Source organism: Clostridium sp. AF50-3, from assembly GCF_003477445.1.
Lineage (GTDB): Bacteria > Bacillota > Clostridia > Lachnospirales > Lachnospiraceae > Otoolea > Otoolea fessa.
In genome coordinates, this window is record NZ_QUDH01000008.1 from 82759 (window position 1) to 97353 (window position 14595).

9 protein-coding genes are annotated in these 14595 nt (G+C 52.1%); all 9 read left to right on the forward strand.

The annotated features are described in order from the left end of the window. Window positions 1-30: 30 nt before the first annotated feature. The 9 genes from DW085_RS10640 (at window position 31) to DW085_RS10680 (ending at window position 14501) form a co-directional block, all read left to right on the forward strand. Entirely contained in the window at window positions 31-1293 is a 1263-nt protein-coding gene (locus DW085_RS10640; RefSeq protein WP_118492669.1) for a hypothetical protein, read from the forward strand. 433 nt (window positions 1294-1726) lie between these two features. Beyond that, window positions 1727-3811 (forward strand): AAA family ATPase, encoded by a 2085-nt coding sequence (locus DW085_RS10645; protein WP_182430867.1) that lies wholly within the window; start codon window positions 1727-1729, stop codon window positions 3809-3811. Window positions 3812-3896: 85 nt separating this feature from the next. Further along, window positions 3897-4490, forward strand: coding sequence for a hypothetical protein (locus tag DW085_RS10650; protein WP_147353949.1), 594 nt, complete (start codon window positions 3897-3899; stop codon window positions 4488-4490). A 15-nt stretch (window positions 4491-4505) separates the two neighbouring features. Beyond that, window positions 4506-4775 carry a hypothetical protein gene (locus DW085_RS10655; protein ID WP_118492675.1) on the forward strand — a complete coding sequence of 90 codons (270 nt, stop codon included), beginning with the start codon at window positions 4506-4508 and terminating at the stop codon, window positions 4773-4775. A gap of 126 nt (window positions 4776-4901) precedes the next feature. After that, window positions 4902-5513, forward strand: coding sequence for a hypothetical protein (locus tag DW085_RS10660; RefSeq protein ID WP_118492677.1), 612 nt, complete (start codon window positions 4902-4904; stop codon window positions 5511-5513). A 488-nt stretch (window positions 5514-6001) separates the two neighbouring features. Continuing rightward, window positions 6002-7348: an RNA-guided endonuclease IscB gene (iscB, locus tag DW085_RS10665; protein ID WP_118492679.1), complete on the forward strand. Its 1347-nt coding sequence runs from the start codon at window positions 6002-6004 to the stop codon at window positions 7346-7348. Between the two features lie 227 nt (window positions 7349-7575). Further along, a complete protein-coding gene (locus DW085_RS10670; protein WP_118492680.1) occupies window positions 7576-8103 on the forward strand; it encodes a hypothetical protein in 528 nt (175 codons plus the stop codon). A 60-nt stretch (window positions 8104-8163) separates the two neighbouring features. Continuing rightward, window positions 8164-10272, forward strand: a complete 2109-nt coding sequence (locus DW085_RS10675; RefSeq protein ID WP_147353950.1) for a MucBP domain-containing protein — start codon at window positions 8164-8166, stop codon at window positions 10270-10272. Continuing rightward, entirely contained in the window at window positions 10269-14501 is a 4233-nt protein-coding gene (locus DW085_RS10680; protein WP_118492684.1) for a DUF6273 domain-containing protein, read from the forward strand. Before DW085_RS10675 ends, DW085_RS10680 begins: the two co-directional genes overlap by 4 nt. The last annotated feature ends 94 nt before the right edge of the window (window positions 14502-14595 follow it).

Below are 14595 nucleotides of genomic sequence, written 5' to 3' on the forward strand. Positions count from 1 at the left end.
GTACGGGAAGGATATGAAAAAGGGGAAAATATGAGAAAACATTCAAATGATTTTGGCGTTGAAGATACCGCAGGATACCTGACGGGTGACAGGGATGATGATTACAGCGACGGAAATCAGGAAACACTCGGGTTCAGCTATGAAGAAGAGACTGAACATCCGTCGTATGGCTATCATGATGAAGAACCGGTAGATGAACCGGACGATGACTTTCTGGATGAGGAAGATGATTACAGGGCCAATGACGATGATGCCACACGCGCAGCAGACATCAGCCTTCTGTTAAACGAAAACGATAAATTTTATAAAAACCTATCGAAAGAACAGATCAAAGAAGAATGGTGCGGGATCGTCCATGCATATAAATATGGCAGCGAACAGGAGAAAAAAGAGGCTCTGGACAGTGCAATCCAGCAGTTAAGCGGATTTGTCCACTCAAAAATCGAACGGAAATATAGGTCCTACTATGAAAGTGATAGGACATTTGAGCAGGATCTGGAACAGGCCGGTAAGATGGGAATCATCAAGGGATTAAAAAGTTATGACCCGAATATCTCCATGCCGACAACTTACTTCGACCGTCCCATCGATCATGAGCTGTCTGATCTTGTAAACGGCATGAAGCATGAGACTAAGTCCCATCTGGCAACCGTGAAAAAAAAATTAGAGAAGATAGATAAAATGTGCGAAAATGAGGGCTACGAGGCAACCCTCCCGTGGTATCATTTCATCACGGGGGATCCGTACCGCAGGATCGTAACTGTATTGGCGACCAGGGACTTAAACATCAACAAGCTCGACATCAACGATCCGGATGCGAAACAGATCGCGGATTCCAACCCAAGACATCTCGGTACCGAATCAGAGGCCATCTCTAACCAGAATGTAAAGGAGATACAGGCGGTGATGCGCCGAATCTGCAAAAACGACGATGACCTGTGCCAATGTATTATAGAACGCATTGTGGATGGTATGAGCTTGGAAGAACTGGCAGAGAAGTACGGCCGGCCAAAAGACAAACTGGCAAATGAGATCAATATCGTGCTCCGCCAGATGCAGTACGACGACCGGATGGCGGATCTTTATCCGGAGCGTGCCCCGAGCGACCGCAGGAGGAACGAGAACAATGAGGTCCTGACCATCCCAGACTACGAAGACCAGTTAAAAGATATGGCGCTCTGGGATTTTGTGCGGGAGCAGAACGATGAAACGCTGCGTGACGAAAACCGGAGAATGTCCAATTACCGGAATGCAAGTTTCCAGTTCGAGGACGCAGATGATTCGGATGAGTGATGCCGGACCAAACCTACGAACATCGACACACCTATTTTATCAACAGAAAGAAGAAGCGAGGACGGGAACTGCCGGGAGAAAATATACCTCCTCAGCATTTCAGTATGATTATTCCAGTGGATGCGGAAGTCCTTCAGGAATAACAATATGTGCGGTATCAGGATATTCGCCTTGGCAGACCGGGAACAAAAACAAAACAGCAAATAAGAAACAAGACAGACGGGAAATTTTCCTGCCTGTCTTTTTTTTGACCAAAAAGTGTTATCCGCAAAAAAACAGAGGGAGTGCATTCGCAAAACAGCAATACAATCAGAATCACCGAATACCAGGGGGATTTTAACCTGTTTTTGACCAAAAAATGCTATCCGCAAAAAAACGTGTAGAAAAGATCCGACATATTGGAAAGAGAATGCAATGTAAGGAGGCAGGAAATATGCGTGGCCTGGTTGAAACGATCTATTTTACAAACACATCCGGAATCAGTGAATTTCTGGCTGTCGACATGGATGACGGCTCCAGGGTCCGCATGCGCGGATTTCTTTTACGACCAAAAATCGGCGCGAAGCTCTGTTTTGAGGATCTGGCAAAGGACCCGGATGGCTGTACCGTATTTAAGAGCACGTACCTGCTGTTAGAAACGAGGGAAGAAGCATCGAAGGTCCTGTGCGGAGCGGACGGCATCTCCAGGAAAACAGCGGATAAGATCATCGACGTATGTGGGATCAACGTCCCGGAATATTTAAAGATGCCGGATATTGCTAAAAAATTGCGGTCCGTACCAGGTCTTGGTCCGTCAAAGACTGCCGCCCTGACCGGATTTTTAAAGACCCAGGCGGACCACAGTGATGAATTCGGATGGCTGACGGCCACGGGACTTACGTATTCCTCTGCCACGACGCTGTTAAAACTGCATGGAGCGTCTGTAAGGGAATGGGTTCTTAAAGATCCATACCAGCTGCTTTATGCAAGATGCGCGGACTTCAAACTGTGTGACCGCATCGCGAAGGCAGGCGGGGAAGATCCGTGGTCACCAAGACGTATCCGCGCCATACTGTATGCAGCAGTATCAAAAGAATCAAAAAAAGGGAACACACGGTGCGAACTGGACCGCATTTTAAAAGAGTGCGAACGGGCATCCGTCTGGGACGGAGGAACGGTTGTGCCACAGGACTTATTTTCCCTGTATGCATACAGTGACCAGAGATTCCGGGTTACACAGAGCAGGGAATCCGCATATATCGCTTCCGCAAAGAACGATAAGGCAGAAAACAGTATTTGTGGGGATGTGTTACGGCTGAAGCATTCCGCAAGAAAACTGATACCCCTGACGGACGAAGAATATGCCCGGATCGAAGCGGCTGCGGGAGTAAAGTACAATGAGGAGCAGGCGCTGGCATTCCCGATACTTGCATCCGGCGGCATCATATCCATCACCGGATTCCCGGGGACCGGGAAAACGACCCTGCTAAACGGGCTAATCCGCTATATCACCATGCGGGAGCCAGACGCAAAGATCCTGCTCTGTGCTCCGACCGGACGCGCCGCATCGAGAATGGCGGAAGTCAGCGGACGCGCGGGTGTTACCATACACCGTGCCGTGCATATCACGCCATATGACCATGCCGTGCGCAGCACGGAGCCATTAGAATACCAGTTCATCATCGCGGATGAGATGAGCATGTGCGACACGGACCTCTGTGCCAGGTTCTTCAGTTCCATAAAAAGCGGTACCTTCGTCATACTGACAGGAGATCCGGATCAGCTTCCGAGCGTGGGTGCCGGGCAAGTATTCCGCGACCTGATCGCTTCCGGAGCAATACCGGTCTGTAGGCTGACCATGCTGATGCGCCAGAAGGAGGGGTCCATGATCGCCGTGAACGCGAGGGGCTCCCTGGAAGGCGATGCCTTAAGGGAAGGCACGGACTTTAAGATCGTCCAGGCGGAGGATGAAGAGATGGCAGACATGGCGGTCCGAACCTGCGCAAAGCTTCCAGTCATGCCGCTGATTCTAAGCCCGGTCATCGGCGGGCCGGCAGGAGTCGCAAGGATCAACCAGTGCATGCAGGAGCGGTACCGGAAAAGCGATATCTCCACGTCGATCAACGGTGTCCGCTTTTATGTAGGGGATCCGGTGATCATGACGCATAATAATTACAACCTGGAGTACTTTAATGGCGAGACGGGGACAGTTGCCGCGATCCGGGAAGGATACCTGACGGTCGCTTTTAAAGACCGGTCAGTCACCATGGAACTGGCGGACGCTACAGATGTAGCCCTCGCGTATGCCATCACCGTGCACCGCGCGCAGGGAACGGAAAACGACCGGTGCATTGTCATCCTGCCGTCCTACGCATACCGGATGGCAACCGGGGAACTGTTAAACACGGCATTTACCAGGGCAAAGAAGGATGTGCTATTAATCGCCACAAAGCCGTCCATGGATTACCACACCACCCACGGACGGGGAGCACTGCGTTGCTGCGGGCTGTTGGATAAACTAACCGCGGCGATCGGATAGAAAATCAAGAAGGAGGGAAGGGACGGACACGGATGGCGGGCCGCCCCGAAAACGCATGAACAACACGATTCACATTGCAGGATCCATGCCAAGGATCGGCACAACGACACTGGCACTCCAGATGGTGCGGTTCTGCACAAAATATGGATACAAGGCGTGTTACGTAGAGATGTCCAGACAGGATTATCTCTGGGGTGTCAGTAAAATCTATGAGGGGGCTGTCTTGAACCGGTCCAAAGGCTGTACGGATTACGCGGGGTTATCCCTGTACGCGGGGGAGCGATTGGACGCGCTCTTAAACAGCCAGGACGACCCGTATGATTTCCTGATCTGTGATTACGGGAACATAACAGATGCAGGGTTCCGTCCGGAGCAGTTTGCTGGAGGGGACTGCGGGATCCTGGTATGCGGCAATAAGCCGAACGAAATCTTTAAGGCGGAAGACGCACTCCGTGATCCTATGATGGAAGACGCCGCCGTAGTCTTTAATTTTACGGACCCAGCCGATTATGACGCAATCCGCGAGATGATGGGAAACCGCGGCGGGGAAACCTCCTTTATGCCCTACATCCCAGACCCGTTTTATAACGGTGAGGATTATAAGGTCAGGGAGTTCTTCCAGGAACTGATGGATAATGTTGTCATGATCATCCGCGGGGATTCCGCGGACGAAAGCTGATAGGAGGCGATGCCTATGGGAAAATATAAGGATGTTCTGGTTCGGAAACTGGAACAGGAAGAGAAAGACGAAAACGAACAGGCACGGTTAAGAAAAGAGACCGGGATCAAAAACCAGGCTTACCGGTTGAAGGAGCGCAGCCTGAAGTCTTACGTAAAAAGCGCCCTGTACGGCACGGGTTACGTACTGTATATGGGACTGGCATTTTTAGGTGTCCTTGCGGTATTACATCCGGAATCAAGGGCAATTTTAATCACAATCATCCGGAACATGCTTCCTGGATGAAACGTTTTCCGACTTGCTATGAGCAAAAAAGTGCGGAAAACGACCAAAAAGTGTTATCCGCAAAAAAAATAAAATAAACAAAGATGCTACATACTATAAATAAACTTTAAAATAAGGAGGATCTGAATGCTTTCCACCCCATCTTTGTATTATTTTCAGGATCTCGCTTACGCGAGCCAGAATCCGCGGATATTCACACAGATTAGTGATCAGGACTTATCCGACCGCGGTATTGGCCTGATTTGCAGGCGGGCCTGCGAGTACTATCTTCACTGGACTCCGGAAGAAGCAGTTGTAAATTTTACAAAAGAGGTCTGGGAGAAGATGTACGTGGATCTTCTGATCCGTCGGCTCCGCCTTCCGAATTATTATTCGCCGTGCGAGCGCACGCTGTATTTATACCAGCTGATGTATCCGGAACTGTTTAGTCAGATCGACCACCGGACATCCGTCATCCGTATATACCAGACCGTATTATCCGGCCAGTTAACCTCCTTTCCGCGGGCATTTTTAAGCGGCGGAAAAAGGAAGTCCAACCCAAATGCCTGCTACTGCCTGATCTACGCCCTGCAGACGTACGGAGGATGCAGGACGGAGGAGGCGGCCAGACAGATGATGTCAGGAAGCCGCGCGATCCCGTTTTTGCGGGAAGTCCGGCTGTATGATATTTACCAGCGCAAATACCGCTGCCCGCTCACATTCGTAGACGATGCCATCCGGGTGGCCGGATGGCGATGAATGACATATATAACCACAAAATACCTGCCCGGAATCCCCGGACGGGCATTTTTTTTATAAAAGACAAAAAACAAAAACATCGCACATACTGAGAGAAAAGTATACATGCGCAGAAAGGAGCTGTGGGGTCAATAACTCACGACTGAAGTCACGAGCTTGAAGCGGTTATGTTTTCATTACTGTTCCAGGGTTCGTGACAGAGGAACCGGCGAAAGCCGTGATTGATTAGCCGGCGCAGTCCCGCCACCGGCGGGGCCGTGTTAGACGTTATGCGGGAAATTAGGCACTCCGGGGTGCTCCACAAGCCCCGGACCCTGCGGCATCCGGTTAAACATCCCTGAGAGTACGGGGAAGTGCCGGATGTGTTCAAACCCTGCAGAACATCGGCGATGTGGACCACCGTCCTTCGGGACGAGAAGCCGTACGGGTGAAGCTCTGCTTTGTCGGTACGGGAATGCGTAAGCATAACAAAGGGAAGGAGGCACCGTATGGTAGCCGTATTGAGTAAGACCGGTATCCGTCTGATGCCGACATCCAGTTACCGGGCAAGGAAACTCCTTGCCAGAAAGAAAGCAGTCATCTGCGGGTACCGCCCGTTTACCATCCGTCTCACAGAACGTGAGACCGGGGACGTGCAGCCGGTGGAACTTGCAGTTGATACAGGATACTTCCATGTGGGGAACAGCCTAAAGACAGCGAAGCACGAATTAGCTGCCGTTGAGATCCGTACCCTGATGGACGAGAAGCAAAGATATGACGATCGGCGCCGGTACCGCAGGATGCGGCGCTCAAGACTCCGTTACCGTGCCCAGCGGTTTGATAACCGCAGGCGGCCGGAGGGATGGCTCGCGCCGTCCATCCAGGGACGCATGGAACAGAACCTGGCATTTTTAAGGCGAGTCTTATCCGTCGTGCCGGTCACCCGTATTGTTATGGAGATGGGACAGTTTGATACCCAGGTATTAAAAGCCGTGGAGGAAGGAAGACCCATTCCGGAAGGAACGGATTACCAGCAGGGAGAGCGTTACGGGATCGCCACCTTACGGGAGGCAGTCTTTACCCGTGACAATTACACCTGCCAGTGCTGCGAAAAGACGGTCCATGATGGCGTGATCCTTCACGTCCATCATATCGTATACCGGAGCCAGGGAGGAACCAACCGGATGGGGAACCTGATCACGGTCTGTGAGAGATGCCATACCCCGAAGAACCATAAACCGGGAGGAAAGCTGTACAAATGGAAACCAACGGTCAAAAGCTTCAAAGGGGCGACATTCATGACTGCCGTCCGGTGGATCATGTACCGGTCCGTAAAGGATTCCTTCCCGGATGTGGATGTAAGGATCACATACGGGGCAAAAACAAAGCTGCAGCGACGGACACTGGATATCACCAAGAGCCATGTGAATGATGCTTATGTCATGGGAGACTTCCATCCGAAGCACCGGGTCCGTCCTGTTATCTTGCAGAAGAAACGGCGGAACAACCGGATCCTGGAGAAGTTCTATGACGCAAAATACATAGACACCCGGGACGGAAGCAAAAAGACCGGACAGCAGCTCTTTAACGGACGTACGAACCGGAACCATAACACGGATACGGGAAACCTGCGGCTATACCGCGGGAAGAAACTGTCAAAAGGCAAACGGGCGATCCGTACCACAAGGTACAGGATCCAGCCCCATGATATCCTGGTATATCAGGGACAGGAAATAGAAGCGTCCGGTTGCCATTGCAAAGGAACCAGAGTCATGACGACTGCAAAGAAATCCCTTCCAATCGGAAAAGTCCGTGTCAGACGGTATTCCGGAGGGTATTACGCAGTCGCAGAATAAGCAGAAAGGAGAAGCGGGGATCGGGACTACCGGAAGAAAGAGGGATGTGCTCGTTAATCTTCTCTGTATTCCGGTGTGATTCCTCTCATGACTAAAGTCACGAGTATCCTCGCACCGAATTATGATGTTTTTCAAAAAAAAACAGGACAAAGAAATTAAAACAGAAGAACAGAAAAAAGAGGTGATTTCGGTAGTCCTCAGAAGCGGAGGAAACTGCAACGAAAGAAATGAATGCAAAAGCAGAAATGACCGCAAAAAAAGATGGGTCAGACAGGGGAGAACTAACAGCGAAGGAAGAATCCGAACCTTTGGAAGAGACAGAAGCTCTGGAACCGATCGGGACGCCTTTAACACGCCAGGTACGGCTTACCATTGACCAGCTGGCGGACGAGGAAGGCACGAAGGTGGAACGCAAGGTCCGCGACTGTGACCGGGCTATCTTAATCACGGAAAGTCTGGCCGGGGCGTACCGTGTGGGAAACAGTGGGGATTTCCGGGAGAAATACAACTGTAACTGCAGTGTTATCGGATATACTCAGGCTGACCAGCTGTTAAACGCCCTTGTAACTGCCACGATCCTTAACATCAAGAATATCAGCGGCCAGGACAACAAGAAGGCGCTGTGTGCCAACGCAGTGAGGGCTGCACAGATGATCTTGGACGAATGCGGTGTCACGAATGAGTACGCCGAGATCGCGGCCACGGATAAGCTCATGCAGTTACTCAATGCCCCGGACGGGCATCTAAACAGTTAACTGGAAACGGACAGAAAGGAGGAGCGGAAAAGCTGAGAGAAGCTTTTCCTGCGAGGCGTCGTGAAACGAACACATCATAGCATATCAAAAGGCACTGCGGTCTTTTTGACTGCGGCGCAGATGGTCACGCCGGTATTTGCGGCTACCCAGCCGGCCTGGGAAGTAGACCAGGGAAAATGGAGATATAAAGACGGTGATGGCCAGTATAAAAAGAGTACATGGCTCAGGGACCCGAACGATCACCGCCTGTACCATCTGGACGCGGACGGGGTCATGGACACGGGCTGGAAGCTGATGGACGGCATCTGGTACTTTTTAGTCAATGAGCATACGGGATATTACGGGGCTGCACTGGAAAAGACCTGGGCCTGGATTGACGGATACTGCTATTATTTTGGCGAAGACGGAAAAATGGCGGCGTCCTGCACTACGGCGGACGGATTTACCGTCGATACGGACGGCCGGTGGACGGAAAACGGAAAACCAGTCTATATTTCCGGACGCGGATACATCACAAAAGCCAAGCTGGCAGCAGCCAATACCAGGGCCAGCGGTGGAAGCGGTTCCGGCGGTTCTTCCAAAAGCAGAAAGAGCGAAAGTACAAGCGCGAAAGAAGAGACGTATCATTATACGGTCCGTTATGTCACAGATGGAGGGGACATCTTGGCTTCTTATGAGGGGAAAGCTACGAAAGATTCCGTATTTTTCCCGGAGGTCAAGACGTTTGACGGCTATACCGCAGTGCGGGGCGAAGAACCAATGTTCCACCTGGTAAGTGATCACGCAGTCTTCCAGATCGTCTATCAAAAGAACGGTGTCCTGTCCGAAACGCTGCCGACCGGGGACCGCCTGACGGGGTATACAGTCTCCTTTGTTACGGCAGACGGAAAAAGCCTTGGCGGTTACGCTTCCTACGGAAAAAAGGGTGAAAAGTGCGAACTGGAGGCAGATATCTTAGCACAGAAATACCCGGATTACCATATTGCCGGCGGACAGGAAACATCCTGGACGATCGGGGATGCCGGATCCAATGATTTTACCGTCATTCTGGAACCGGACCGGAAAATAGACCAGGCACCGGTGGAAAAAGAGCCGGAAACAAAAGGGAATACGGCATACACGATCCGGGCTGTCGGACCGGACAATGAAGTTTTAAAGGAAACAACAGGGAAAGCAGATAAAGGGAATGCTATTGCCCTGGCGACAGAAGCGTTTGACGGATACACCCGGGTAGACGGGCAGCCTGCGACCGGAACCTTAGAAACAGACGGACAGATCTTCCACATCTTTTACACCAAGGATGGCCAGGAAGAAAAAGTCTTAGGGAAAAAGGACGAAGCAGGGGAGAAAAGCCTCTATACCATCTACCATGTTGCGACGGATGGAACCGTCTTGAAGAAAGAAGAACACCTCGGCACATCCGGCGAGGAGATTACGATCCCGGCGGGTACCTTTGATGGTTACGAAGAGGCGGACGGACAGGCGCATACCGGCACATTAAAGCCAGGCGTATCCGCGTTTACCATCATGTACCGGACAAAAGCAGAATCGGAAAACACCCTTTCCTACACGATCCGCTATGCGGACATGGACGGCACGGTCTTAAGGGAGACCACCGGGACAGCCCTGCGCGGCGACAGGATCACGATCCCGGAACAGGCATTCGACGGGGAACGGGAGATCGAGCACCAGTCTCACGAAGCAACCCTGCTCAATGATGGAAGCGTGTTTGCTATCAAATACGAAAAACTGAGAGTACCGGATCCGGAAGATGACACGGAAGAGGAACTGGAAAAAGATCAGGAAGAGATCCAGGATGAAAGCGGGGATGAGAAAGCCGAAACGGACGGCGGCCTTATGCAGGATGAACCGCAGACGCTTGCCTCGGCCGCACGCCGGATGGCAAAAAAAGCATCCGGCAGCGTAACGGTAGACCAGGAGCCGGAGGAAGAGCCCCTGGATTACCGGATCGATTTCCAGACGAAAGGCGGGGAAACGGTCGGTTCCGAAGCAGGAAGCGCGAAAGCCGGAACCTACATTGAAGTCCCGGAGCTGTTATTAGACGGCTATGAAGTCGTAGACCTCGCATCCGGGTTTGAACTGGAGGAGGACGGGCAGAGCCTGACGGTGCTCTGTGAGGAGCAGACGGGGAGGATATCCCGGCTGTGATATCCAAAGAGGAAACAGCGACCGTATCCGAGGCGGATGAGGGCGACACAGACGACCAGGCACCAACCAAATACAACTACATGATCCGCTACTGCGACCGTGATACCGGAGCCCTTTTGATGACACAGACCGGAAGCGCTTATGCGGATTCCGTCCTGACCGCCATCCAGGCACCGTCCGGATATGTCCTGGCAGACCATGACCCGTTCGTGATCACGGCGGGCACGGGACACGGGGTTAATACCTTCACGGCCTGGTGCATCGACAAGCAGTATGTAAAGCCGGAAGGTTACGTGGATTACACCATCGACTGTGTGGATGCGGCGGGAAATATCATCAAGACCTTTACAGATTCCGCAAAATCCGGCTCAACGATCCGCCCCCATTACGAGATCTACGGCTATGACATGGATACCAAAAAGGAATATGCCTTCCTGCTCAGCGAGACCAATAACCACTTCCAGGTATTATATATCCCGTATAAGATCTTCCAGTACGAGTTCCGTGCGATAGATATCGAGACCGGGGATGTCTTATTTACAAAGACCATGGAAGGACGCGGCGGGCGCATGGCTGACGTTACGCTGACGGCGGACGATTTTGCGTGGGAGGGATATGAGCTGTTAAGTGATATCCCGGCCCAGGTGCGCATTTCCTCCAACAAGGCCAACAACTTCTGCAACATTTATTTAAAGAAGAAACAGGAACAGGTGGACATCGAGGAACTGCGCCCGTATGTGATTCACTATGTTTCCTATCAGGACCGTACAAAGCGCATCTTTGATGATAAAGTAGGCATCGGCGTGATCGGGTCCCAGGTGACGGGGACGTTCTTAAAAAAGGTCAACTTACCGGACGGAACGTATGAAGCGATCGCGGCAAGCGACTCCATGACCTTTACCATAAGCGGCCAGCAGGAAGTCTGCGAGTTCTATGTATACTTCTACAAAACAGCAGAGTTTACGGATGAGAAAACGGAGGTGAATTATTCGATCCGGCTGCAGGCGGATGATACCGGAAGCGTGCTCGATATCAAGACCGGCAAGGCTTACCCGGGGACGAAGATCTACCTGCGTAACACCTTCCGCCAGTACGCGTTCAAGGAAGATTCCGACAACTACTTTGTAGTCAGCGAGAACGCGGATGACAATTACGCGACCGTCATGATGTACCGCGTCAGCGGAAACGCTCCGGAGCGCAACCCGCATACCGGAAAATACGACGGTGCAGAATGGCTCGTGACCTTTACGGACGAGACCGGAAACCTGCTGTTGCCATGGCGGACTGGTTTTACAAGGAAGGGAGATGTTCTTTATTTCGACTATCCGGACGTGATCGAAGGCGCGGATGGCAGTACCTACCGCGCAGTCACTGCTTCCCCGTACATCGAATACATGGGTGGAACGGTATACCGCCAGTACAACATCCGCTACCGCAAGGGTGATGCTTCCGTCAATCTTTTAGAAAAATGGGAGAAGGAAGCGCAGGCAAGCTTTGATGAGATCCGGCGCACAGAACCGTGCCGTTACACGATCATCTACCGGGAGGAGGATTCCTGGAACGACGTCGGAATCTATACCGGAGTAGCCACAAAAGGGGAGACAGTAAGCATCCAGGGGATCGCCATCCCGGGATACACACTCCCAGATGATACGGAAAAGAGCTTCACCCTGGACGAAGACAACAAACAGGTTGTCTTTTACGTGGAAGCGATCGACAATAACCAGTCCATGAACAAACACAAACAGGAATTCCTGATCCGCTTCACGGACGGGAACGGGACGGACATCCTGCCGCCGGTAGCCGGGGACATGGCATTTGACGGAGCGGAGGCGCACGGATATCTTCCGGTGCATTATCCGGACACCTTCCGTGATGCGGAGGGCAACATCTGGAGCGCCGATGAGCAGGGACCAAAACAGCTGACGACCTGGATGTTAAGCACGAACCAGTTCGAGATCACCTACCACAAAACCTTTGAGAACCAGTTTGAGAATTTTTACGCTGACAAACCGGAAGATGCGCAGCGGATCTTAACGGAAATGGCCGTGTACACGGTTGACGCGAAAAAACACAGCTATTATGTGATCGGGCGTGATTACAACGCGGCAACGGCGGAGGTCAGCTCCATCGTATCGCGTTATGACATTGCCAACTACACGACGGAGCTGGTGGATCAGTTCGTGGAAGACGGGGTAACCTATTACATCACCAGGGTATCCTTCAACCGGGTATGGCATGAGGAAACCTGCACCCACAACATGGAAGTGACCAAGACGGTATCCGCCGGCTGCGAAGTAACAGGCATGGTCGTTAAGACCTGCAGCAAATGCGGCTATTCGGAAACCACCTATTACCAGGCATTGGGGCATGAGGATAAAAACCATGATGGTATGTGTGACAATTGCGGTGCGGCGATGAAGATGAACATCGGAGATGAGATCACGGTGGACTGGGACCCAGGCACATGCGGACTGCCGGCCATGAAATTAAACTTCATCTGCGTCGATACGGACTACAAAGGTACCGGTAAAAAGCTCCTGCTCTGCGAGGACGGCTTTGAGGTATCCAAATATGGCGGATACAGCAGCACCGGACACGCGGTCTACCAGTCCAGTGACCTGCGGACCTTCTTAGAAGACGCATTCATGGACGGACTCAGCAACCGTAAGGTACTTGTGGACGCAGGACTTACAAACGTCGGTCTTTTGACGAAGGAAGAATATGACCGCTATAAAGCGCAGGCGGAAAATACCTACCACTTCCCGAACAGCTTAACCATCTTAAAGGAAGAGCAGGGCGAGGACCTCGACGGTCTCGTACAGATGAGCGACGGAAGCCGCGTGACACCGGAAGAAGCTGGAACAAAAATGGTACGCCCGATCATCTTCATGGATGCTGGCGGCGTGAGTGAAGGCGTGGTAAGTGGCCACTGGAAGGTTGGGGACATCCAGTCCCGCACGATCGACGGCGAGACGTACCTGTTCCGCTGCGTCAACGACAACTATAAGGATAATTCCAACCTGGATAAGACGATGGCATTATTCTTATGTGACACCGTACTGCCTTCCTATACGGGGCTTCAGTATAACGAGGATGATTCCAAGCGGGATACCAGATTCTTCGGAACGACGAACAATTACCGCTATTCCGACATCCACAGTTACTTAAGCAATGTAGACACCGGTACCGGAAACCTCGTCACGATGGATATCGGTATCGCGAATGAGTATTCCGGTTCCACAGCGGCCGGCGCTTTCGAGAACCTGGACGACCGGGATTTAAAGAAACACAAACGCGACCGTGCACAGTATCTGGAGTCAAAGCTCTACATCCCGTCTGTGGAAGAAGCGCTGGATATGAAGAACTACCTCTGGAAGTTTGACCGGAGCGATACGGATAACGTGGATGCCGTCTATGATGGACATTACGCGGCTTCCTACTGGTTAAGAACACCGGTATACGGTACGGATGACCAGGTTTACGTGGTTAACCTGCAAAATGGCAACATCGAACCGCACAGCGTGGCGGAAGAATATGCGATCCCGGATACCACAGTGTCCATGGAATACTCCACCGATAACGGGAATACATGGAAGGACTGCACGGACGGACGCACCACCGTACCGGGAAGCGGATACTATCTGACCAGGTCAAAAACAGCCGGAACTTCCAAACAGCCGGTACTGTCTGGCGGCATGTACGTGCTGACCGAAACAGATGCATCCATGGAATATTCCGCAGATGGCGGTGCGACCTGGGCCGCATGCTCGGACGGACAGACGGCAGTCGGTGTCTCATCCGCGTGCCTGCTGCGTAACCGGGCACAGTCACAGACGATAAAGACCGGCGCGGCAGTCCATGCGCTGACGGTCACAAGCGCTGATATGGAATGGTCGGCAGACCAGGGCGCAACATGGAATGCGTGCGCAGATGGACTGACCGTCGTTCCGGATGCAGGTATTTATCAGATCCGCCAGAAGTCGAATCCGGAAGGAATCACGGAACAGGAGAGCGTGACCCGCTACCCGCTCTCCGGTACCGAGACTGGATATGAGTATTCCGACCATAACGCAGACTGGGCTGGATGCCAGAAGCAGACGACCTATGTGGAGCGCGAAGGCACCTACGTGGTACGGCGCATCGGCGCCGGCACGGACCGGATGGCCGTCAAGCAGGCATGCAGCGTCGGTATCCGCCCGATGTACAGCGTATATCAGGACCATTAACTGGAATTTACACGAAATGGGGCCGCATTTGCGGCTCCATTTTTTGCGGATAACACTTTTTGGACCAGACTATGGGTGCCGAAAAGGTGTGATT

What these genes read in the sequence shown, in the direction of transcription:
- DW085_RS10640 (WP_118492669.1), top strand. Translation starts at nt 31, where the DNA reads ATGAGAAAACATTCAAATGATTTTGGCGTTGAAGATACCGCAGGATAC.
- DW085_RS10645 (WP_182430867.1), top strand. Translation starts at nt 1,727, where the DNA reads ATGCGTGGCCTGGTTGAAACGATCTATTTTACAAACACATCCGGAATC.
- DW085_RS10650 (WP_147353949.1), top strand. Translation starts at nt 3,897, where the DNA reads ATGCCAAGGATCGGCACAACGACACTGGCACTCCAGATGGTGCGGTTC.
- DW085_RS10655 (WP_118492675.1), top strand. Translation starts at nt 4,506, where the DNA reads ATGGGAAAATATAAGGATGTTCTGGTTCGGAAACTGGAACAGGAAGAG.
- DW085_RS10660 (WP_118492677.1), top strand. Translation starts at nt 4,902, where the DNA reads ATGCTTTCCACCCCATCTTTGTATTATTTTCAGGATCTCGCTTACGCG.
- iscB (WP_118492679.1), top strand. Translation starts at nt 6,002, where the DNA reads ATGGTAGCCGTATTGAGTAAGACCGGTATCCGTCTGATGCCGACATCC.
- DW085_RS10670 (WP_118492680.1), top strand. Translation starts at nt 7,576, where the DNA reads ATGAATGCAAAAGCAGAAATGACCGCAAAAAAAGATGGGTCAGACAGG.